12 protein-coding genes are annotated in these 21,218 nt (G+C 50.3%); 7 read left to right on the plus strand and 5 right to left on the minus strand.

Features of this window, described 5'->3' with window-relative positions; all coding sequences use genetic code 11:
• The first annotated feature begins 172 nt into the window (after nt 1-172).
• Together CLC93_RS10430 and CLC93_RS10435 are read left to right on the plus strand one after the other, a co-directional pair.
• Entirely contained in the window at nt 173-3,331 is a 3,159-nt protein-coding gene (locus CLC93_RS10430; protein ID WP_095505905.1) for a TonB-dependent receptor, read from the plus strand.
• 216 nt (nt 3,332-3,547) lie between these two features.
• Nucleotides 3,548-6,778, plus strand: coding sequence for a TonB-dependent receptor (locus CLC93_RS10435; RefSeq protein WP_169902966.1), 3,231 nt, complete (start codon nt 3,548-3,550; stop codon nt 6,776-6,778).
• 268 nt (nt 6,779-7,046) lie between these two features.
• Here CLC93_RS10435 and CLC93_RS10440 read toward each other — a convergent pair whose 3' ends face one another.
• Both CLC93_RS10440 and CLC93_RS10445 read right to left on the minus strand, forming a co-directional pair.
• Nucleotides 7,047-7,436: a YcgJ family protein gene (locus CLC93_RS10440; protein ID WP_095505907.1), complete on the minus strand. Its 390-nt coding sequence runs from the start codon at nt 7,434-7,436 to the stop codon at nt 7,047-7,049.
• Nucleotides 7,437-7,515: 79 nt separating this feature from the next.
• Nucleotides 7,516-7,959 (minus strand): hypothetical protein, encoded by a 444-nt coding sequence (locus tag CLC93_RS10445; protein WP_095505908.1) that lies wholly within the window; start codon nt 7,957-7,959, stop codon nt 7,516-7,518.
• 273 nt (nt 7,960-8,232) lie between these two features.
• On the opposite strand from CLC93_RS10445, the gene CLC93_RS10450 reads away from it, so the two are divergent.
• The 3 genes from CLC93_RS10450 (at nt 8,233) to CLC93_RS10460 (ending at nt 16,443) form a co-directional block, all read left to right on the plus strand.
• Nucleotides 8,233-9,618: an amidohydrolase gene (locus CLC93_RS10450; protein WP_095505909.1), complete on the plus strand. Its 1,386-nt coding sequence runs from the start codon at nt 8,233-8,235 to the stop codon at nt 9,616-9,618.
• A gap of 10 nt (nt 9,619-9,628) precedes the next feature.
• Nucleotides 9,629-10,846: an amidohydrolase family protein gene (locus tag CLC93_RS10455; RefSeq protein ID WP_095505910.1), complete on the plus strand. Its 1,218-nt coding sequence runs from the start codon at nt 9,629-9,631 to the stop codon at nt 10,844-10,846.
• Nucleotides 10,847-10,995: 149 nt separating this feature from the next.
• Nucleotides 10,996-16,443, plus strand: coding sequence for a transporter substrate-binding domain-containing protein (locus CLC93_RS10460; RefSeq protein WP_169902968.1), 5,448 nt, complete (start codon nt 10,996-10,998; stop codon nt 16,441-16,443).
• On the opposite strand, the gene trhA is transcribed toward CLC93_RS10460, so the two are convergent.
• On the minus strand, nt 16,440-17,138 hold the full coding sequence (gene trhA, locus CLC93_RS10465; protein WP_211286852.1) for a PAQR family membrane homeostasis protein TrhA: 699 nt from the start codon (nt 17,136-17,138) through the stop codon (nt 16,440-16,442). The genes CLC93_RS10460 and trhA overlap by 4 nt on opposite strands.
• A gap of 96 nt (nt 17,139-17,234) precedes the next feature.
• Here trhA and CLC93_RS10470 point away from each other — a divergent pair, with 96 nt between their 5' ends.
• Together CLC93_RS10470 and CLC93_RS10475 are read left to right on the plus strand one after the other, a co-directional pair.
• Nucleotides 17,235-17,732, plus strand: a complete 498-nt coding sequence (locus CLC93_RS10470) for a chalcone isomerase family protein (protein WP_211286853.1) — start codon at nt 17,235-17,237, stop codon at nt 17,730-17,732.
• Nucleotides 17,729-18,301 carry a DUF3833 domain-containing protein gene (locus tag CLC93_RS10475; protein ID WP_095505912.1) on the plus strand — a complete coding sequence of 191 codons (573 nt, stop codon included), beginning with the start codon at nt 17,729-17,731 and terminating at the stop codon, nt 18,299-18,301. The genes CLC93_RS10470 and CLC93_RS10475 overlap by 4 nt, the downstream gene beginning before the upstream one ends.
• On the opposite strand, the gene CLC93_RS10480 is transcribed toward CLC93_RS10475, so the two are convergent.
• Both CLC93_RS10480 and CLC93_RS10485 read right to left on the minus strand, forming a co-directional pair.
• A complete protein-coding gene (locus tag CLC93_RS10480) occupies nt 18,296-19,273 on the minus strand; it encodes a glutathione S-transferase family protein (protein WP_095505913.1) in 978 nt (325 codons plus the stop codon). The two genes, CLC93_RS10475 and CLC93_RS10480, sit on opposite strands and share 6 nt — an antisense overlap.
• 245 nt (nt 19,274-19,518) lie before the next feature.
• Nucleotides 19,519-21,048: a DUF3360 family protein gene (locus CLC93_RS10485; protein ID WP_095505914.1), complete on the minus strand. Its 1,530-nt coding sequence runs from the start codon at nt 21,046-21,048 to the stop codon at nt 19,519-19,521.
• Between the last annotated feature and the right edge of the window lie 170 nt (nt 21,049-21,218).

The raw sequence follows: 21,218 nt of genomic DNA on the forward strand, positions 1-21,218 counted from the left end.
CCTTTTAAAAGGGTGTTCTTTTCTTAATCTCTGTCATTGTTTCGCAATCTTTGCTCTGTTAAATTTCACGCGCTTTTTACTGCTACCCCAAATTAGCGCAACAGGGGTTGACCGTCGGTAACAGGCGAATAACAAATTCAATAATATTTCTACAGGGTTAGGATAGAGAACTATGACTAAGGGAAATAAGCGCCTTAGCCAGTTAGCGGTAGCTACCTGTCTTGCATTAGGTGTTGCTCTTCCATCATTTGCCAGCGAAACAGCTTCCAACATTCGCGGTCAAATTGTCTCAACCGACGGCGTTGCTGTAACCGACGCCAAAATCACCATCATTCATGGACCAACCGGAACCACCACTGAACTGAAGGTTAACGAGCAAGGTAATTTCGTAGCACGTGGTCTTCGTGTTGGTGGTCCTTACACCATCGTGGTTGACTCTGACAGTCACCAAGATGACATGGCGGAAAACATCTACCTAAACTTGGGTGAAACTCTGCGTTTCACTCGCGAATTGAGCGATGCTACTGCGATTGAGCGCATTGCCGTTGTTGGCAGCAGAATTCCACTTCAAGGCGCCGGTTCTAACAGTGAATTCAGTGCCAAAGACATCGCCAATGCCCCAGGCATTAGCCGCGATCTTAAAGACGTGGTTCGCCAAAACCCATTTGCGGTAGTCGGTGAAGACGGTATTTCACTATCAGTTGCTGGTCTGAACCCTAGATTCAACACTTTCGTGGTTGATGGTGTTCAACAGAATGATGACTTTGGTTTGAACTCAAACGGTTATCCAACTCAGCGTTCTCCAATCTCGATTGAAGCGGTTGAAAGTGTGGCTCTTAACACTGCGCCTTTCTCTGTTAAATACGGTGGCTTTACCGGCGCGCAAATCAACGCGGTAACCAAGTCGGGTACCAACGAAGTTAAAGGCTCTGTGTTCTACGAGTTCACCGGCGACCAACTGGCGGGTAACGGTTATCACCCAGATGACGGACGCAAGCTAGAGCAGCAATTTGAAGAAACCACTTGGGGTGGCTCAGTAGGTTTGCCGCTGATCAAAGACAAGTTGTTCTTCTTTGGTTCGTACGAGAACTTCGATGCACCAAAAAGCGCCGAATGGGGCCCTGATGGTTCTGGTTTTGCAAACAAGAGCAACGTCACCCAAGATCAGTTGGACGAGGTTCGTGAGATCGCCGAGCGTATCTACGGCTTGAACAACATCGGTGATTACAACGCCAACCCAGTCGAAAAGGACGAGAAAATTCTTGCCAAAGTCGACTGGAACGTCAACGACGACCACCGCGTAGCGCTGACCTATCAGCAAACCACTGGTAACGTGACCATTGGCACCAGTGACGACGCTCGTGACTTGAACTTGTCGACTAACTGGTACGACAAAGAAGAAATTCTCAAGACCTACGCCTTCAACCTGTACTCAGATTGGAACGAGAACTTCACCTCTGAGTTCAAAGTCGCTTATAAAGACGTGACCTCTCGTCGCAACCCTGTGACCCCAAACAATATGGGTCAGGTTGAGGTGAAAACTGGCACAGGCACCATTGTTTTCGGTACCGAAGAAAGCACTCACGCCAATGAATTGGACAACCAAAACCTAGAAATTCGTTTTGTGGGTAACTACTTGGTTGGCGATCATGAAATTGTATTTGGTTTCCAACACAACGACTTAGACGTGTACAACGTCTACGGTCGCCACACTATGGGAACTTGGTCGTTTGACTCAATCGAAGATTTCGAAAATGGCGTGGTTGAGAACTTTGAGTATCAAAACCACGAATCCGGTGACAAGCGTCGAGTGGGTGCCAACTGGAGCATGACCACCACTGCCTTGTTTATCGAAGACATTTGGTCTCCAATGCTAGACTTGGATGTTAACTTTGGTGTGCGCTACGAGACCATTGGTCAAAAGACTGCACCAGATGTTAACCAGAACTTCGTTGATCGCTACGGCTTTGCCAACAATGCAACCTTCGATGGCAAAGACCTGATTTTGCCTCGCGTTGGCTTTAAGTATTACTTCAATGATGACCTAACCTTCAAAGGCGGTATCGGTCGCTACAGCGGTGGTTCACCAAACGTTTGGATGTCTAACAGCTTCACCAACGACGGTCAGCGCGTATTGGCCTACAACGGTGGCTGGCAGCCAGAGTTCGGTTTGCCTGACTTCACTAAGCCACCTCAAGGCGCGCAAGATGCGCTAATGGGCGGTGACGGTAACATCAATACCATCGATCCAAACTTCAAAATGCCTTCTGATTGGCGTATGAGCTTGGGCTTTGACTCGACGTTGGATCTTGGCTTTATGGGCGAAGACTGGAGCCTAAGCGGTGAAGCACTATACATCGAGCGTCAAAACGACGTTCGTTGGGTAGACTTAGCTCGCCGTGTGGTGAACATCGACGATACCGGTCGCGTGGTGTACGAAACTTATGACCCTCTGACTGGTGAAGTAGGTACTGACCGTTACGATCTAATGCTGACCAATGCTCTAGAAGATGGTTCTAGCCAGAACTTGAGCTTGGCGCTTTCAAAAGAATGGGATAGCGGTTTCCGTATTCGCGGTACCTATGCCTTTAACAAGATCAAAGAAGGTAACCAAGGTTCATCGTCGACTGCTGAGTCTAACTTCCAGTACACTCCAGTTCAGTACGACCGCAACGGCACCACTCTAGGTCCAGGTAACTACGAAACGCCACATCGTTTCACCTTGACCGCGGGCTATGATCGCGAGTTCTTTGACGGCTACAACACTGGTTTCAACCTGTTCTACGAAGCACGCAGCGGTCGTCCTTTGACTTGGGTACTTGGCTCTTACCGCGATGGCGACTTGGGTGACCAGTCTCGCTTCAACAGTTCAAGCTACTACCTGCCTTACATCCCAACTGGTGCGGATGATAAGAACGTTGAGTATGGCTATGGCCTGACTTACGACGACTTCATGGCTGCGGTTAATGAGCTGGGTCTTGGCAAGTACGCGGGCCAGATCATTCCAAAAGGTACTAGCGAACAGCCTTGGGTACACAGCCTAGACTTCCGCTTCACTCAAGAAGTTCCTGGTTTCACCAAGGAGCACAAAGGTGTTCTTTACTTCGACATCAAGAACGTGCTGAATTTGGTCAACAAAGACTGGGGCCATGTGAAGTATCAGAGCTTTGGTTCGAAGAAGTTGGTTGACTACGACTACGATCCAGAAACAGGCGTTTACACCTACTCTGTACCTTATGGTCAAGACGGCCTTGAGACTCAGAACTGGAATACTTACGACTTGAACAAGTCGACTTGGCAGCTAAAAGTGGGCGTACGCTACGTCTTCTAAGCCAAACTCCAATTGAGTTTTCTCAAAAGCACCTAAGCTGAGCTTAGGTGCTTTTTTTTGTCTAGATTTCAGGCCTTTCACAAAAATGTAACTACACTGTTATCTGAGTGTTATCACTCTGAGCGAAAGTATTGCTTATCACTAAATTAGCCGTAAGAGCGGATGGGCAACACAGCTCGAAGTGAATACCCAAAATCACTATGTAACAGGGATACGATGATGAAAGCGAAACTCAATCGGGTTAGCGCCATTGCGCTAGCTACGTGTCTTGCCATCGGTTCAGCCGTGCCAGTGATGGCCGCTGAAACGGCGTCCACCATTCGAGGTTCTATTACCGGCCCTAATGGCGAAGCCGTAACCGACGCCAAACTCACTATTATTCACGGTCCAACCGGCACTGTCACCGAGCTTACCGTTAACGACGAAGGTAACTTTACTGCTCGTGGTCTGCGCGTTGGTGGTCCATACACAATTGTCGTGGACTCGGATGAGTTCCAAGACGACTTAGCAGAAAACATATTTTTGAATCTGGGTGAGACCCTCAGGTTCAATCGACAATTGAGCGATGTTCAAGCGGTTGAGCGGATTACTGTGGTCGGCAGTAGTACCCAGTATTACGCGCTAAATGGTGGCAGTAACAGCGAATTCAGTCGCCAGGATATTGATAATGCCCCTGGTTTAAACCGCGACTTGAAAGACGTGGTGCGCCAAAACCCAATGGCGGTGATCGGCAACGATGGTATTTCGTTGAGTGTCGCTGGTATTAACCCTCGCTTTAACAGTTTCGTAGTCGACGGGGTATCCCAAAACGATGATTTTGGTTTGAACTCTAACGGCTATCCTACCCAACGTTCACCTATTTCCATTGACGCGGTTGAAAGTGTTGCGTTGAATACTTCACCGTATTCTGTGAAGTACGGTGGTTTTTCTGGTGCTCAGATTAATGCGGTGACCAAGTCCGGTACCAATGAAGTGAAGGGCAGTTTGTTTTACGAGTTCACCGGCGATCAGCTGGCCGGCAAAGGTGTTTCACAGGACGAAGAACGAAAAGACATTGAGCAAGATTTCAAGGAAACGACATGGGGCGGCACCATTGGATTTCCACTTGTCAAAGATAAGCTGTTTTTCTTCGGTTCCTACGAAAACTTTGACTCGCCGCAACGCACTATTTGGGGCCCAGCCGGCGCTGGCTTCCCTAACTCAACTTCGTTCACCGTTGATCAGTACAATGAAGTGTTGGGCATAGCTAAAGACGTTTATGGTCTGGATAATATTGGTGTATTCGATGGCCGTGCTCAGGAAAAAGACCAAAAAATCCTTGCGAAAATCGACTGGAATATAACAGACGACCATCGAGCCGCATTTACCTATCAGAACACCAAGGGTAACGTCACTAACGCTACCACTGAACGCAGTAACTCGCTTCGATTGTCCAGTTATTGGTATGACAAAGAAGAAATCCTCAATTCTTACTCGTTGAACTTTTATTCCGATTGGACCACTGACTTCACCACCGAATTAAAAATTGCATACAAGGATACTAAGTCCAATCGAAATCCGGTCACCAATACCGGCCTTGGTCAGGTGGAAATCAGTCGCGATGCGCTGGGCGACCCGGCTGATACGAACAATCTGACGTTCGGTACCGAACGCTCAAGTCACTCAAACGTGTTGAGCAACAATACTCTGGAAATCCGTTTCGTCGGTGATTACCTGATAGGCGATCACGAACTGGGTTTTGGTTTCCAGTATAACGACGTGGAAGTGTTCAACTTGTTCATGCAAGATTCCCTCGGTACTTGGGAATTCAACACCATCGATGATTTTAGGAACAAAACTGTCGGGCGATTTGGGTATCAGAACACTGAATCAGGTAACCCAAATGATGCGGCTGCCAAGTTTAATCTAAAAACCTTAGCCTTGTTTGCGGAAGATAAGTGGCTGCTAACAGATGACTTTGAATTGACCTTTGGCCTGCGATATGAACGATTTAGCATGTCCGACTCTCCATCGTTCAATCAGAACTTTTTTGACCGATATGGATTCGCTAACAACGCCACTTTTGATGGAAAGGACTTAATTCTTCCTCGAGTTGGTTTCACTTGGTACCTCACTGATGAGTTCACACTGAAAGGTGGGGTAGGGCGATTCAGTGGCGGTTACCCAAATGTATGGATGTCTAATAGCTTCTCTAACGACGGTATCCGTGTATTGCGGATGGACAACCCCGCCTTCCCTGATACCAACTGGGATCCAAACTGGAACCTAGACTTTGCTAACGTGCCACCAGAGGCTCAAGCTCTGCTAGTCGGCGGAGACGGTAACGTAAACGCGCTTGACCCGAACTTTAAAATGCCATCGGATCTGCGCGCTAGTTTAGGGTTTGACTGGACGGTGGATATCCCTGTACTAGGTGACGAATGGTACGTAGGTGGTGAATACCTGCACATTCAGAAAGAAAACGACGTGACCTGGGTGGATTTGGCGCGTAGGCCTGTCGATGTCAACTTCGCTGGACGTGTAATCTATGAAACATACGACGGTAAGTTACCCGAAGGGATGGACTCACCGACCAATCGATATGACTTGCTCCTGACCAACGCCGAACAAGATGGTAAGAGCCAGACGTTAACATTCACTTTAGCCAAGAGCTGGGATAACGGCATTCGCTTCCGTACTAGCTACGCTTGGAATAAAGTAACTGAAGGTAACCAAGGTTCATCTTCAACTGCAACGTCGAACTTCCAGTTCCCACTCACTCAGTTTGACCGTAATGGGACGACATTAGGCCCTGGTGTCTATGAAGTGCCTCACCGATTTGTGACAACGCTAGGCTACGATACCGAGTTTTTCGATGGGTATAAAACTGGATTTAACCTGTTCTTCGAAGCCAAAGCAGGCCACCCTTTGAGCTGGGTACTTAGTAGCTTCCGTGACGGAGATCATGGAGACCAGGCGTCGTTCAATTCGTCGAATGCCTACCTACCATACATTCCGACCGGTCCTGACGATCCTAATGTGTCCTACTCTGGTGGTTTGACCTACGAGGACTTCAAGCAGACCCTGGATTCGCTCGGATTAAGTAAATATGCTGGTCAAATTATTCCCAAAGGGACCAGTCAGCAACCTTGGACTCGACAGTTAGATTTTCGATTTACCCAAGAATTGCCGGGCTTTATGGATGATCACAAAGGTGTTGTCTACTTTGATATCAAAAACGTATTGAATCTGCTGAATAAGGATTGGGGTTGGGTTCGCTATGAGCGCTTCGCCTCCAAAACTTTGGTGGATCATACCTATGATCCAAACGGCGGACCAAATGGAGATGGTATGTACACCTACTCTCCAGCATTTGGTCGACCCGCTAACGAGTTCAACAACTGGAGTACGTACGATATTCGACGTTCAACTTGGCAAATGAAAGTCGGTATACGTTACGTCTTTTAACCCTGTCGCAAGACAACAAAAAACCAGGCAGTGATTTGCCTGGTTTTTTTTCCTCTGTTTACGAGTTAACTGAGATAGGTCCAAACGCCTAAGGCTACGATGGCGCCAAAAATTACGATTAGCTCGGAATATTGATTCAACAATTTCATGGCCAGCTCCCTTTCTGAGTTAAAGCGCTTCGTTGCGAAGGCTTACTTTTATCCTAGCCAACAGAGGTTTATAGGGTTTTGATCCAGGTCACTATTGTGTGAATTTTGTTCGAAAGCGGTTAGTTCTGGCTGATATCGGACTGATACAGCATGGCGGTATAAGGCTTACTGGTACTCGAATTTAAATGACCTTTGAAACACAGGCGCTGCTCGCTACTGCAGCTAACGCCATTGCTCAAAGTGAATACGCTGAGATCCGCGGCATCCCCTTGAGTGTTTTGTTTGACCCACTTGAGAATGGAATCTTGCGCCGCTTGGCCGAGAAATATCTTAGTAAACTCCATGGATATGCCATAGCTATCGGCGCAAAAACCAGCGACGCGATCGCAGACTATGCCTGGTTCCGGGCTAAATATATCGCTGACGCTAGGGCTGGGATCTGGCGTGTCGCAACCGGCCAAGACGGCGAGACTGATGCACAGTGAAGTGGTTTTTAATAGGCGATCCATAGCACGCTCCTTGTGTGGCTTGGCTTGAGTGAACTCCTATACTCAAGCATAGCTCAATTGGACCTATTTTGGGGTGGTTTTAATGGCTTTGCTTTTGGCCTAAGCGCATATTTTCAAAGGTAAACTGAATATGCTGAACAAAGCGTTCGGCCTTGCGTTTAAGCAGAGTTTCGTTTTGATAGGCGGCCACCACATCCCACAGCTTGGCGTTAATGTCTTCGTCTTCTGAATCCATCACGCTACCTTCGAACTGGGTTTGCAAATACTGCTCAACCAGGGCTTCGGTCGGTTCGAGCATATAGCCGCCAGTTAACTCGATGATTCCGGCGGTATTGGCGCGAATTAAGTTGGTGACAAAGCGCACACCTTCGCGGCGGCTGTCTGTCAGTGCATTCTGCACGAATTGGCTCAGCTCAACTTCCAGTGCAACCTGTTCAGCTTCGCACAGCTCGTCCGGCTCAACCAAATCAGTTGTGCCTGGTTCGAAGTGAAATATGATTTCAGGTTTCAAATCTTTAATCATGGTTACATCTCAGCCAATTAATAAGGTTGGCGCATAATGCCGGTGCAAAGCTGAACGAACAATGATCTAAAGTTCCGCTTAAACGGATTGAACTATGCCTGTTCAAAAGTGAAAGGCTAATATTAATGGGGATGGCGGTATGTGTTCTGGTTGTTACAGCTTGGTTGTTGCGCTGAAGGGTGTTTTGTTGAGGTTTCGATCGCCACTCTGGTAAGGTAAGTGCACGCGCTTCTGGAATAACAAGAAATCCTCAAGGGAATCAAAGGAACACCTATGTTGAAAACACGCCTGTCCCTCGCTGCTGCAGGGCTGTCGTTGGCATTGGCTGGCTGTCAGCCAAACTCAACGCCGCAGCCTAAGGTCGAGATAGACCCTAACCCGTATCCAAGCACCTATCAAGTCCTGCCTTCGGTTAGCGTTCTGATTAAGAACGCCACGGTATTGACAGGCCTTGGGGAGAAACTTGAGAACGCCGACGTATTGTTTGGCGATGGCAAAATCATTGCCGTTGGCCAAGGATTGAAGGCCGAGTCTGACGTGCAGGTTATCGATGCCAAAGGCAAGTGGGTAACGCCGGGTATTATCGATGTTCACAGTCACTTAGGTGTGTACCCGTCGCCAGGTGTAAAAGTGCACGCTGACGGCAACGAAATGACCAGCCCACTGACGCCAGAAGTTTGGGCTGAACACAGTGTTTGGCCGAATGACCCCGGCTTTCAAACCGCTCGTGCTGGCGGCATCACAACCCTGCAAATCTTGCCTGGTTCGGCCAACTTGATTGGTGGACGTGGCGTCACGCTGAAAAATATCCCAGCCACCACAGTGCAGGGCATGAAATTCCCAGAAGCGCCATACGGCTTAAAAATGGCTTGCGGGGAAAACCCGAAACGCCTTTACGGCTCTAAGAGCATCGCTCCACAGACCCGCATGGGTAACATGGCCGGCTATCGTATGGCTTGGTCGATGGCTACCGAATACAAACGCGCTTGGGATAAGTACGAAGCCGATTATGAAGCGGGACTGAACCCAGAAGCGCCAGAGCGCAACTTGCAACTAGATACTCTAAAAGGCGCCATCGAGGGCGACATCATTATTCACAACCACTGCTACAAAGCAGAAGAGATGGCAATGATGATCGATCTTGGCAAAGAGTTTAACTATCACTCGGGGACTTTCCACCACGCCGTAGAAGCTTACAAAATAGCCGATTTGCTGGCCGAGAATGGCAACTGTGCCGCGATGTGGCCAGATTGGTGGGGCTTTAAAATGGAAGCGTTAGACGGCATTGACGAGAATGTTGCCCTGGTTGATGCAGTTAAGAATTCCTGTGCCATCGTTCACTCGGACTCACCGGATACCATTCAGCGTTTGAATCAAGAAACTGCCAAGATCATGGCTAACGCCAATCGCAACGGCTTTAATATCAGCCCAGAACACGCTATTAAGTGGATCACCACCCACGCCGCTAAGTCGTTAGGGATTGCCGATAAGACGGGCAGCCTTGAAGCCAATAAAGCCGCGGATGTGGTGCTGTGGAACGGCAATCCGTTTAGCGTCTACGCTCAGGCTGAGCAAGTCTTTATCGATGGGGCCAAGGTCTACGATCGCGTCGATGCCGACTATCAAGCCAAAAGTGATTTTCTGTTAGGCCGAGATTAAGGAGCACGCCATGAAGTTATCATCTATTGCCTTGGCGCTTGCCCTTGGCGCTATTAGTAGCAGCGCTCTGGCTCAGTCCATGGCCATTGAAAACGTTATGATCGCCGCAAATGGCGACAATGCCGCGGTTGAAAACGCCACTGTGGTCATCACAGACGGTGTGATTAGCGCGATTAACCCTGCCAGTGTCAACGCTGAGCTGGTCGTCGATGGCCGGGGCAAAATCCTCACTCCAGGTTTTATCGCCGCCATGAATAACCTAGGTCTAACCGAGGTGGGTATGGTGGCCGCAACTCGCGACGACCGCGAGGAAAAAGCCGACATCAGCTTTGACCCGAGCCCGGCCTTCAATCCAAAGTCTGCGTTGCAGGCGTATGCTCGCCAAGGTGGTGTTACCTCGGCAATCGTTGCGCCAAGTGGCGGTAAGGGTACCTTTAAAGGATTGACCTTCGCGGTTGATTTGAGCAGCGAATTCGATGGTTGGATGGTGACCGAGTTAGGCGCGCTGGCCAGTGTGGGTTATCACGACAAAGGCTCTCGAGTCAGCGACATCAAAGCGATAGTCGACTTACTGGATAACGCCGCAAAGCCTTCCGACGACAAAGAAGACAAAGAGCCAAAGGCGCAAGCGCGTTTGGCCAAAGCGTTAGTGGACGGCGATATGCCACTATTGGTGAGGGTTGACCGCGCTGCCGATATTCTGCAATTGCTGCGTTTGAAGGACGACTACGCTCAGTTGAACCTAGTGTTAGTGGGCGTTGCCGAAGCCACCAAAGTCGCGCAGCAAATCGCTGCGGCCAAGGTCACCGTGCTTATCAATCCGATGGATAACCTGCCCGGTAGCTTTGACAGCCTAACCCCAACGCTCGAGCGCGCCGCTCAGTTGCATCAAGCTGGTGTTCAAATGGCGTTTGTGGGTCCCTCGGCGCATAACCTTAAGCGCATTCGCTACTACGCCGGCAACGCTGTCGCCAATGGGCTGCCATCAGAAGCGGCTCTGGCAGCGATTACCAGCTCTGTCGCCCAAGTATTTGGTTTACAAGCCGGTCGTGTAGCGGTTGGTCAAAAGGCCGACTTGGCCCTTTGGAGTGCCGACCCGTTTGAGTACGATTCTAAGTTGGAAAGCTTGTGGATTAACGGCGAAGCGGTTTCTCTTGAGAGCCGACAAGACAAACTACGGGAACGTTACACTGGCGCGAGCGAGCGTCCTAGAGCGTATCGTTACTAGCCTAATCTAACTGGAATAAAACCCCCGTTCCTCAACAGGATAGGGGGTTTTTTGTTTGCTTGGTCATGTCCTCGGTCGTGATCTTGTGCGGGTGAGAGAGTATGATGGCTTACATGCCGTTAACAAATGCAATAACGAGTGACCAAAACATGGGCGGATGGATCTGGAAATCCCTTTTATCCTTGATCGCGTTGGCGTGGCTGAGTGCTGTGCACGCGGCGGAACCCGATTCGAATCTTCGGTTGACCGAGGAAGAACGACAGTGGATTGTCGATAATCCCGTGATTCGAGTCAGTGCCGACCCGAATTGGGCGCCCATTGATTTCGAAGACGAATCGGGCATTCAAAGGGGGATCGCCAGCGCCTACCTAGAGCTGATTGAACAAAAAACAGGAATAGATTTTCAGATTCAGCCAAAGCGTCCGTTTAAAGAAGCATATGAAATGGCAATCGATGGCGACATCGATGTGATGATGAGCTTGAGCTGGTCAAAGTCCCGTGAGCGCGATTTCATTTTTGGCGAACCTTATTTTGTTGGTCCTTACGCCATCATCACTCGTCGCAACGCCAAACCCATCCGCTCGTTTGATGAGCTGAAAGACAAACGCGTGCTGGTGGACTCAACATACGTGCTCGGTCGCTTTACCTCGCAAAACTTTCCTACCGCCAGTGTCACTCTAAAAACCAGCACCAAAGAAGCTTTGCGAGCATTGGCTCGTGAAGAAGCAGACGCTTATGTTGGCTCTCAAATCGCCGCTTTGTGGAATGCCGAGCAACTGCGCCTGATCAACCTGCGCATCAACGCCGACCCCGGCATCGAAATGGATAAGGTCCACTTTGGGGTGCCGAAACACCTGCCGCTGCTGGCCAGTATTATTAACAAAGCCATGGGGCAAATTGACGAGGCGCAGCGCAGCCGCATTGAGCAAACATGGATCCGAGCGCCTAGCGGTGATTTACAGATAGCCGACAAGCGTAGCGGCGAAGTTCAGTTAAGCAGTGAGCAACAGGCGTTGATCGATGCTCTAGGCAACTTAAAACTCGGGATGGACCCAACTTGGTATCCGTTTGAATACATTGATGAAGATGGTACTTATCGCGGCATTGTTGCCGATTACGTTCACATTTTAGAACAGCGCTTAGGCAAAGACTTTGTGCCCATGGTAGAGCTGCCGTGGGAGCAAGTGGAAGACGCTCTCGCAGCGGGTGAGATAGATGTAATTGCGGGGTTAACCAAAACCCCGGCGCGCGCCGAGCGCTTCTTGTTTACTCGTAGCTACGTTGAGATCCCGATTGCGGTATTCACCGCCATCAACTCTCCGCGATATTCAGACCTCGATCAACTTAGTGGCAAAACCATGGCGGTTCTTGAGAACTACATGCAAGAAGAACTGGTTCGCCGCGATTACCCTGATATTGAGATAAAAACCTACACGGATGTGGATTCGGCCTTGTTGGCAGTATCCCAAGGCGAGGTTTATGCCTACATAGGCAATGTACAGGTGGCGACCGAGTCGGTTAATCGACAAGCGCTGATCAATCTCAAAATGAACTTCGAGACTCAGTATGCTTATAACCTGGCGTTTGCGGTTTCCAAACAGCGCCCAGAACTTGCCGAACTGTTGGATCTGATGGTTGGCAGCATTTCACCACAAACCCGCAAAGACATAGACCACAAGTGGTTGGCTATTCGACTTGTTAGCGGGAGTGAGTCTTTTGAGCCGGTCGTGCTGACGCCAGATGAAAAAGCCTGGATTGAAGCTAATCCTGTGGTGACCTTCAGCGAAATTGAGTGGCCTCCCATTTCCTTCATTGAGAATGGAGAGCTCACTGGGATTGCCGGTAGCTATTTGGATTACATCGCCGAAGCCACGGGCTTGAGATTCCGATTTAAAGAATACGAGTCTTGGGGACAGGTGTTAGACGCCTTTGCTCGAGACGAGATCATGGCACTACCCACTTCAACCTATGAGTTGGAGCGCGGAGATTCACTGTTCTCTGATCCTTTGATCTCAAACCGTTTGGCAATCGCAACTCGCAGTGAAGTCAGCTACATCAGCAGTGTTGAACAACTGCAAGGAGAAGTGATTGCTGTGTATGCCGATTCATCGGCAATGGCGCTATTACAGCAGACCTATCCTGGACTGAAATACTTACCCGTCCCTAACGAAGTTGAAGGGATGAATGCGGTTATGCAGCACAAGGCTTACGCCTATATCGACGTGCTTCCAGTAGTGGCTCACTGGCTGAGTACCGGTGGTCGCGAGCAACTGAAAATCTCGGGCACTTTACCCGAGGCAGTCAATATTGCCTTTCAGGTGAAAAATCACAACGCCGAGTTGGTGAGCATAGTAAACAAGGTGCTGGCCAATATGACCGAAGCGGATCGCACTCGAATCTATCAGGACTGGATCAGAGTTCAGGTCGAAGAGGGCATAGACACTAGTTTCCTACTTTGGATATTAACCCCAATCGGCATTATTTTTATCGGGTTTGTGGTGTGGACTCGCCGTCAGGCCAAAGAAATAAGCTACCGCAAAGCGCAAGAGGCGCGTTTCCAAGCCCTACTAGAGTCGGCACCAGACGCCATGGTCATTGTTAACGCCCAGGGGATTGTAGAGCTGATTAATAGCCAGGCGGAAAAGATGTTCGAGTACCCTCGAGAGGAGCTACTCGGTCAGCCGGTGGAGCTATTGATTCCCCACGGTTATCGCAAGGCCCATCAACAGCAACGCCGTGAATACCTGCAGGAGTTTGAGGTGCGCTCAATGGGAGCAGGCGCCGAGCTATTTTGTGTAACCAAGCACGGCAATCAGATCCCAGTGGATATTGAGCTGGCGCCCATGGAGTCGGATACCGGCCCGCTGGTGGTGGCTTCGGTGCGCGATATCACCGAGCGCAAAGCTCAAGAGCAAGCGCTTGCCGCCAGTGAAGCTCAGCTTCGCAGCCTGCTAGAAAATGCGCCGAGTGGCGTGTTGTTGGTGGACTCGGATGAAGCCATGTCTTACGTGTTTGCCAACGCCATGTGGGTGGCAATTACCGGCTACCAAATGGAAGAGATCGGCGATGCGGATACCTGGTATCAAACCATGTTTCCTGATCCAGAATACCGCCAGTTTGTCATCGAGAGTTTTGAGCTGGATGTGCAGGATAACTTCGTCAACCGCGACGCAATTTACACCATTACCGCCAAAGACGGCACGACTAAAGAGTGTCAGTTCCGATTGGCGGTGCTGCCTAACGGCCAAAAACTGGCATTTGTGCAAGATGTGACTGGGCCTCGTGCCGAGATCCGTCGCTACCAAAACGAATTGCGGATGGCCAAAGAAAAGGCCGAAGCGGCGACCAAGGCCAAAAGTGATTTCCTAGCCAACATGAGCCACGAAATCCGTACGCCAATTAATGCCGTGATTGGCATGTCGCATTTGGCGTTGCAAACCGACCTTGACCCGAAACAGCGCAACTACGTTGACAAAGCGCACCGTTCGGCGGAGACCTTGCTTGGGGTAATTAACGACATTCTGGACTTCTCGAAAATCGAGGCGGGTAAGCTGAGTTTGGAGGAAGTGCCTTTTAGGCTGGAAGACGTGCTGGATAATCTGGCCAACTTGGTGGGCATGCGCGCCGAAGAGAAAGGCCTAGAGCTGATGTTCGACGTACCTACCGATATGCCAACCTCCTTGATGGGCGATCCACTGCGCCTAGGACAGGTGCTGACCAACCTAGGCAATAATGCGGTTAAGTTTACCGACAAGGGCGAAGTGGTGGTGCGCGTCAGTCACACCCCGGTAGAAGACGACCCAAATGCGGTGCAGTTGCTGTTCTCAGTGACCGACACAGGCATTGGTATGAGCAAAGAGCAGATGCTCAAGTTGTTCAAACCCTTCCAACAAGCGGACAGCTCCACGACCCGCTATTACGGCGGAACCGGATTAGGCCTGAGCATTTCTAAGAATTTGACCACTATGATGGGCGGTAAAATGTGGGCTGAGAGCGAGCCTGGCCGCGGTTCAACCTTCCACTTCTCAGTGCAGTTGAGCAAGCAATCTGGCCCGCAAAGCGCTCGTCGTTTAGGCCAAGTGGCGCCCGAGCTGATTCGCGTGCTGGTAGTGGACGACAACTTAACGGCGCGAGAGATTTTCTCGAGCATGTTGGCATCACTGGGCTTTAGAGTCGACCAAGTGGAATCTGGTGATTTGGCGTTGGAGGCAATTGCCAATGCCGACAAATCAGACCCTTATCAACTTGTGATCATGGACTGGAAAATGCCAGGCAAAGACGGCATTGAAACCAGTCGCTGCATTCAAGAACAGCAGTCCTTGTCCAACCTTCCGACCTTGATCATGGTAACCGCTTATGGTCGTGAAGAAGCCATGGCCGCGGCCAGCAACGTAGACATTCGCGGCTTCCTGGTGAAACCGGTAACCCCGTCTGCTTTGCTCGAAGCCATTATGGGTGCCTTAGGTAAAGAAATTACTCGGGAAGCACCTAGCAAAGATCGTCAGCAAAAGCTGAACGAGGACTTAGCGGTGCTAAAAGGCGCGCATATTTTGCTGGTGGAGGATAACGCGATTAACCAAGAGTTGGCGCTCGAGTTGCTGACCTTAAACGGCATGACCGCAGAGGTCGCTAACCACGGAGAAGAGGCCTTGGCGCTATTGCGCTCGCAAAGTTTTGACGGCGTGTTGATGGATTGCCAGATGCCAGTCATGGATGGCTATCAAGCCACTCGAGCGATCCGTGAAAATCCACATTGGCGCGACTTGCCCGTGATTGCTATGACGGCCAACGCGATGGCCGGTGACAGTGACAAGGTCCTCGATGCCGGCATGAATGACTACATTGCTAAACCCATTGACGTCAAAGTGATGTTTGCCACTATGGCTCGTTGGATAAAAGCGGGTGATGACAAGCCGGTATTGACCCAGACTGCAGCCGTAAAAAGCTCGCCGTCTAGTCATGAAGAAGTCAGCTTAGAGGGGCTCGCGGGGCTGGATTACCGCGCTGGCTTGGCGACTTGTGCCAACAATCCTGGGTTATATCGCAAGCTTGTGACAAAGTTTGGCGGTGAAATCAACGGGACTTTGGCAGAGATCAAGCAGGCGATGGATGCCCAAGATCAAAGCTTGTCAGTGCGACTGGTGCATACGGTTAGCGGTGTGGCCGGTAATTTAGGTGCGCTGGACGTCGCCAAAGCAAGTCGAGCACTGGAGGCAGAACTCAAAGCGTCCATGCAGAATAGCGACAGCGCTCTCTGGCAGCAATTCGAGCAAAGCATGCTGGCGCTGGAAAGCGAATTAGCTCCGCTGTTTGCCGACTCGAAGAAAGCGACAGCAGCGGTAGAGGAGCGAGTGCCACAAGCGGAGGCGGATCCGGTACAACTGCAGGGGCTGTTGATCCAGTTAGAGGCAATGCTCAACGACTATGATGCGTCGGCAGGCGAATTGGCAGAGCTGATTGCCAAGCTTGGGCTCAATGGGTCACAACTCAAGCAAATGCAGGCCTTACAAGGGGCGTTACAAGCGTTTGATTTTGACGAGGCGTTAAGCCATTGCCAAGCCATGCAGCAAGAGCTAGCTAGCCTGGCGCAGGACTAACTCGCTCCGTAAAGCGGAACCAAGTGAGTGACCGCTAAATAGTGGCAAGCCGCGCCTAAAAGCACGAATAGGTGCCAAACGGCGTGGCCAAATTTTAATTGCTTGGCGGCGTAGAATACTGCGCCAATGCTATAGGCAATGCCGCCGGCTAGCAGCCACAACAGCACTTCTGCAGGCATACGGTCCCACAATTGATAGGCGGCGACCAACGCCAACCAGCCCATGATCAAATATACGGTCAGTGACAGACGTTTGAAGCGGTAAACGAATTTGAGCTTTAACAGTACGCCTGCGATGGCCAAACCCCAAATAATGGCCAATAACCAGTAGGCCAGTTCAGTGTTGAGTGCCAACAAGGTAGGCGTGTAGGTCCCTGCAATAAGAATAAAGATGGCGCAGTGGTCTAAGGTTTTAAGAAACGACTTGGCTTGAGTATGAGCAAGTGTGTGATACAAGGTAGAGCAACTGAATAGCAGCACCAGACTCGCGCCGTAAAGCAGCAAGCTTGCGCTGTGTAGCGGTGATAGTTGAGCCTGCAGCGCCTGTTGCCACAAATAGCCCATGCCCGCGAGTGCGAGTAGTATTCCCAAACCGTGACTGAATGCGTTGGCCCTTTCTTCAAGCGGGCTGTAATCGGATGCCATAGTGATTCTCAATATCAAGCGTCGGCTCAGTATGGCACACTTAGCGTACATGTGTAAGCCTAAAATCGAGTTATTACTCTAGTGATCGCTTTGGCTTCTCCCTGCGTTTTATCTGGGTATTAGCAGGGTAAGTAAGGAAGTAGCGACATGAAAATTCGAGCAGCTTTGATTGGCATGATGATGACCCCCTTGGCTTGGGCCGCCCCCATTCAGGACCTACAACAAGTGGGTAGTGGCGAGATGCGTTGGTGGCATTTTGAGCTTTATCATGCCGCCTTGTACAGTGAAAGCGGTACCTTTGAACCGAGCAACTGGCCCCAGGCACTGCAGATTACCTACAGCAGAGACATCGCCGCAGAGGATTTAATTGATGCCACTGATGAGCAGTGGGAACACCTCGATGTGTCCCGTGAACAGCGGCAGCAATGGCTGCAAGAGCTTCAGCAACTTTGGCCTGACGTGCAAGAAGGTGACCAACTGACTTTGCTTGTGGAGTCGGACGGCAGTCACCAGTTTTTCCACAACGGGCAAGTGCTGGGTACGGTTAATGACCAGCAGTTTGCCAGTGCTTTTTTGGACATTTGGCTGTCAGAACGCAGCAGCGAACCCGAATTACGACAACAATTGATAGGACTGAATAAATGACGCTTATAAGGACATGGACAAGGATATTGGTACTGGCCGCTTCGCTATTGGGATTGTCAGCGTGTGGCTCAGCGAGCATCGAAGATTATCGCCAAGAGGCAGAGACAGCGCCCATCGACTTGAAACAGTTTTTTAACGGGCCGTTAGAGGCCTTTGGTGTCGTGCTCAATCGCCAAGGTAAGGTAGAGCGCCGTTTCTACGTGACCATGGTGGGTACCTGGAAAGACGACGAGGGCGTACTCGAGGAGTGGTTTGAATGGGATGACGGCGAGAAAACCACTCGCACTTGGTACATCACCAAAAACGCGGATGGCAGCTATTCGGGCAAAGCCTCAGATATTATCGGCGAGGCCACAGGTGAAGTCGGTGGCTACGCCCTGCGTTGGAAGTACGAAATGGACTTAGAAGTCGGTGGGGATACCTACCGCGTGACCTTCGACGACTGGTTGTATCAAATCCGCGAAGGTGAGCTAATCAACCGCAGTTACATCAAGAAATTTGGTCTGACGTTTGGCGAGGTTATCCTCGCCATTCGCCAAACCGATGAACTCAAAAATACTTCGTTATAGCAAGCCCCTATCATGGGGCGCATGGTAGTCAATATTAGGCCCGACCGGGACAACCTGAGTCGGGTTTATATTTGCGTGGCTGTAGTAGTAATGACGCTTGATGTGGAACATATCCACCGTATCGTTAACGTCTTTGAACTGGAACAAATCACGTACGTAATTTGAGATGTTTGGGTAGTCCTCCAAACGCTGGCGGTTACACTTGAAGTGGCCGTGATATACGTTGTCGAAACGAATCAAAGTAGTAAACAAGCGCCAGTCGGCTTCAGTTGGGGCGTCACCCACCAAATACCTTTGCTCAGATAAACGTTGCTCAACGTCGTCCAAGGCATCGAACAGCTTGTGATAGGCTTCCTGGTACTTGTCCTGAGTGGTAGCAAAGCCACAGCGATAGACGCCATTGTTAATCGTATCGTAGATAAATGGGTTGATGGCGTCGATTTCGCCGCGCAGCGACTCTGGGTAAAAGTCCAATTGATTGCCGGTGAGATGATCGAACGCGCTGTTGAGCATGCGAATGATCTCTGAGGATTCGTTGCTGACTATGCACTCTTGTTGTTTGTCCCACAGAATCGGCACTGTTACTCGGCCGGTATAGGTCGAATGATTGCGGGTATATATCTGGTGCAAAAACTCGCTTTGGTATAAATGATCACCAGTGGAATGTGCTTCGCGGTCAAAGGTCCAGCCGTTTTCCAGCATGTCAGGGCTTACAACAGACACGCTAATATGGTCTTCAAGGCCTTTTAACTTGCGGAAGATTAGGGTGCGGTGCGCCCAAGGGCAGGCCAGCGATACATATAGATGGTAGCGCCCGAGCTCTGCGGGAAAACCGGCGCGTCCGCTAGGGCCAGCCTCACCATCGGCGGTAATCCAATTGCGCAGTTGAGCTTCTTCGCGCTTAAAGTCGCCACCGGTGGATTTGGTGTCGTACCATTTGTCTTGCCACTTGCCGTCTACGAGTAGTCCCATGCTGCTCTCCTCTGCACCTGAACTCTTTGCAGGTAATTAATTTAAAATGAATTTTTGCTACACAGAGTGTGGACCAGAATTGTCGGTTTTGCTCGAGCAACTCGGCAGCACACCCCCAATGAGTGTTTTCAGCATAGATGGAACTGAATCGAAAGAAAATGGCGAAAAGTTGTACGTATCGCTCTATAAAAGCGACCGTTTAGGGGCTGCCTAAACGGTCGTTATTGATGCTCAGCGGCTAAGGCTTACAGCCAGGCTGGAATTCCAGGTAGCATGCCAACCGCTGACATGGCCACGGTACACACAAGGAAGGCGGCTAAAGGAATGAACAAGCGGTCCGCGATAGACAGAGATTTTGGTCTGTCTTTATCTCCAATCAGGCCATTGTTATCCAACAACATGGTAGTAGCCCAACCAAACACAGGGTTAACCACGATAGAGGCAAAGATACAGATGCCAGCAGACTGGCTGTCTTCATTCTTTCTAACCATCAGCAGACCAGCTTCTAGTAACGGCAAAAACACCCCGACGAGCAGCGCGATTGACATCACGGGACGCCACATGGCGACATCCATTGGATAACCCACTATCGCCACCACTATGCACAAGCTCCCCAGCAATATTGCACCGGCTGGGATTGGACGTTTAGCGATGGCTGCCGGGATCATATAGGTCCCCCAAGATGAGGTGATGTTACCGCCACCGACCGCAGTACCGACGATTTGACGGACCGAACATGTGGTCATGGTGTCGTCGACATCCATCAGTACGCGTTCGGTTTTCTCTGGATAATTGAGTTCTTGGAAAATGCGGTGGCCCAAGAAATCCGGTGACCACATGGCCACTGCGAGCAGTGCAAACGGCAAAGACGCGACAAAGTGTTCCAGTGTCGGCAAGCCTAGTTGCCAGCCGGTTTCGGTGGAGCCCCACCAGTACACGGGATTGAGGTTAGGCAAGCCAGGTGCTGTGGTAAATTTCAGGTCAATGCCGGCACCTAATAACAAGGCAATCCCGATTGCCGCTAGCGAGCACAAGGGGATCGCCAGCCAACGTTTGCCAATTCTAGCCAAATAAGAATACAGGCCGATATTAATCAATAGGATGGCAAAAGCCACAAAGCCCAAGCCTGACTCGAGCGAGTGTTTAGCTTGCAGTCCTTCTGACCAAGTCACTAAAGAGGTGATCTGCGAGATGGCCCCCATGGTGCCAAGGTAGACCAGTAGCCCTCCGGCAACCCCTTTGCCGGTGAGGTTCACTAACCTAGAGCCCCCTTTGACAAAGCTCAGCGCAAGACCAAATATTCCCAGCAAAATCGCTAAAGCCAACGGGTGCGCGCCTGCCAGTGCAATCGCGCCGATCAAAGGGATCATTGGGCCGTGGTTGCCGCCCAAATTGGCTCTGGGGTTGATAAAACCCGAGCTTAAAATACAAAACAAGAATGCGGGAATTAGCATTTCAACCCGCACGTTTTCAATGATGAAGTCAGCACCTAGGTTAACGTGATCCCAACGTTCGGTTAGGCCTGCCGCCCAAGCGGTCATTACCGCTGAATACATGACGGTAATGCCAATAGTACCGGCTAAGGCTGGAACTAAATCCTCCCACTCAAAACGGAAATCTCGACCGGGTAAATTGAGCCGCCAGCGACGGGGTTTCATGATTTGCAGTTCGTGGTCTAAATAGTCCGAGCGCGATGCAAATTCATGAGATGGGCGATGTAGCTCGCTGTAGGATTTCTCTTCTGAGCTGGCATTAACGTTTGGGGTGTCGCTCATAGTTTCCTCAGTGTCCGGCGGTAGAGTGCCTTAAGGTCGAGTATTGAGTAATGGTAGCAAAGGTCCGGTTTAGGGTAGACGTAGGTAGCACACATTGTGACTTAACTCTCGCTTCGTTGACGTAAACGTAAGCTTGCCTTGCTATGCGGAGTGCTTGTGTGTGCTGGATT

The organism is Paraferrimonas sedimenticola (genome assembly GCF_002282855.1).
GTDB classification, from domain to species: Bacteria; Pseudomonadota; Gammaproteobacteria; order Enterobacterales; family Shewanellaceae; genus Paraferrimonas; species Paraferrimonas sedimenticola.